The organism is Flammeovirga sp. SJP92 (assembly GCF_001583495.1).
In the GTDB taxonomy this organism is placed as follows: Bacteria; Bacteroidota; Bacteroidia; order Cytophagales; family Flammeovirgaceae; genus Flammeovirga.
On sequence record NZ_LQAQ01000064.1, the window covers coordinates 1 to 1,039 of the forward strand.

Genomic DNA, 1,039 nt, shown 5'->3' on the forward strand with positions numbered 1-1,039 from the left:
AAAGTCTCCCGACTTCCGAGTCAACAGAACAAAAAAACTTGGAGGATAGAATTACAAATTCTATAAATCCTTTTATCAGTAAAAAATTGACCATTAATTTGTGGGGTAGGGAGTCTACAGACTCCGTCCAAATATAGACACAAGTGACGCCTTCGGCTTAACACTTGCGCCAGTGGGGGGTATTAGGAAATACAATATTTAAAGCAAATGGAAATTAAATTTTATGACGAAAAATAAAAACGTGACATTCAAAAAAATTCTTGAAAGCGAATTAATTAACAGTTTGAAAAATGATGAGACTTTTGAAAAGTTTAATCATCCAAAGACACAATGCAAACTATCTTTAAAAGATAAAGAGAAAAAAATAGAAATAACTTTTAGTTTTTTGAAAACTGTTTCAGAAGACCGAGAAGATGTTATTGCTCATGAACTATATTATACAATAAGTTTGAGGTTCAAGATAGTTCATAAATGGTTTAATAAGTTTTACCAAGGGAGTAATAGTAAAGATTATTTAAATGCTTCAACTTATTTTAAACAATTTCCAGGGCGACGATATGAGGGAGAACACTTTTATGAAGACTCTTACAACCTAAGCCTCAAGAGAAGTACCTCTGAAATAATTAGTAATTATAATGAGTTTATTAATAATTATGGAAGTTTAGAACTTTTATATCAAAATTTAGTTGAACCAATTTTACTTGGAGAAGAAGTAAATCAAATTTATACAGGTCCTTGGATATTTGAATATTTGATGATATGTAGAATAACAAATGCTGAGAATTATTCAAAACTAAAAGAAATTTTATATTCTTTTCTAACTGAAATGTATAACGATGGCGAACCTAACTCTCTTGATTACTTTGATTTATTCGATGAAATTACAAATGCTTTAGAAAACATAAATATTGCTGATTTGAAAAAGTAACCCACTTCTGGCGCAAGTGTTAAGCCGATAGGCGTCACTTGTGTCTAACAATCGGAAAAGTCTCCCGACTTCCGAGTCAACAGAACAAAAAAACTTGGAGGATAGAATTAC

1 protein-coding gene is annotated in these 1,039 nt (G+C 30.7%); it reads left to right on the top strand.

What is annotated here, in order from left to right; genetic code table 11:
* Positions 1 to 223: 223 nt before the first annotated feature.
* Positions 224 to 928, top strand: a complete 705-nt coding sequence (locus AVL50_RS16810; RefSeq protein WP_062617668.1) for a hypothetical protein — start codon at positions 224 to 226, stop codon at positions 926 to 928.
* The last annotated feature ends 111 nt before the right edge of the window (positions 929 to 1,039 follow it).

Excerpts from the sequence above, each read along its gene's own strand:
- AVL50_RS16810 (WP_062617668.1), top strand. The coding sequence starts at position 224 with ATGACGAAAAATAAAAACGTGACATTCAAAAAAATTCTTGAAAGCGAA.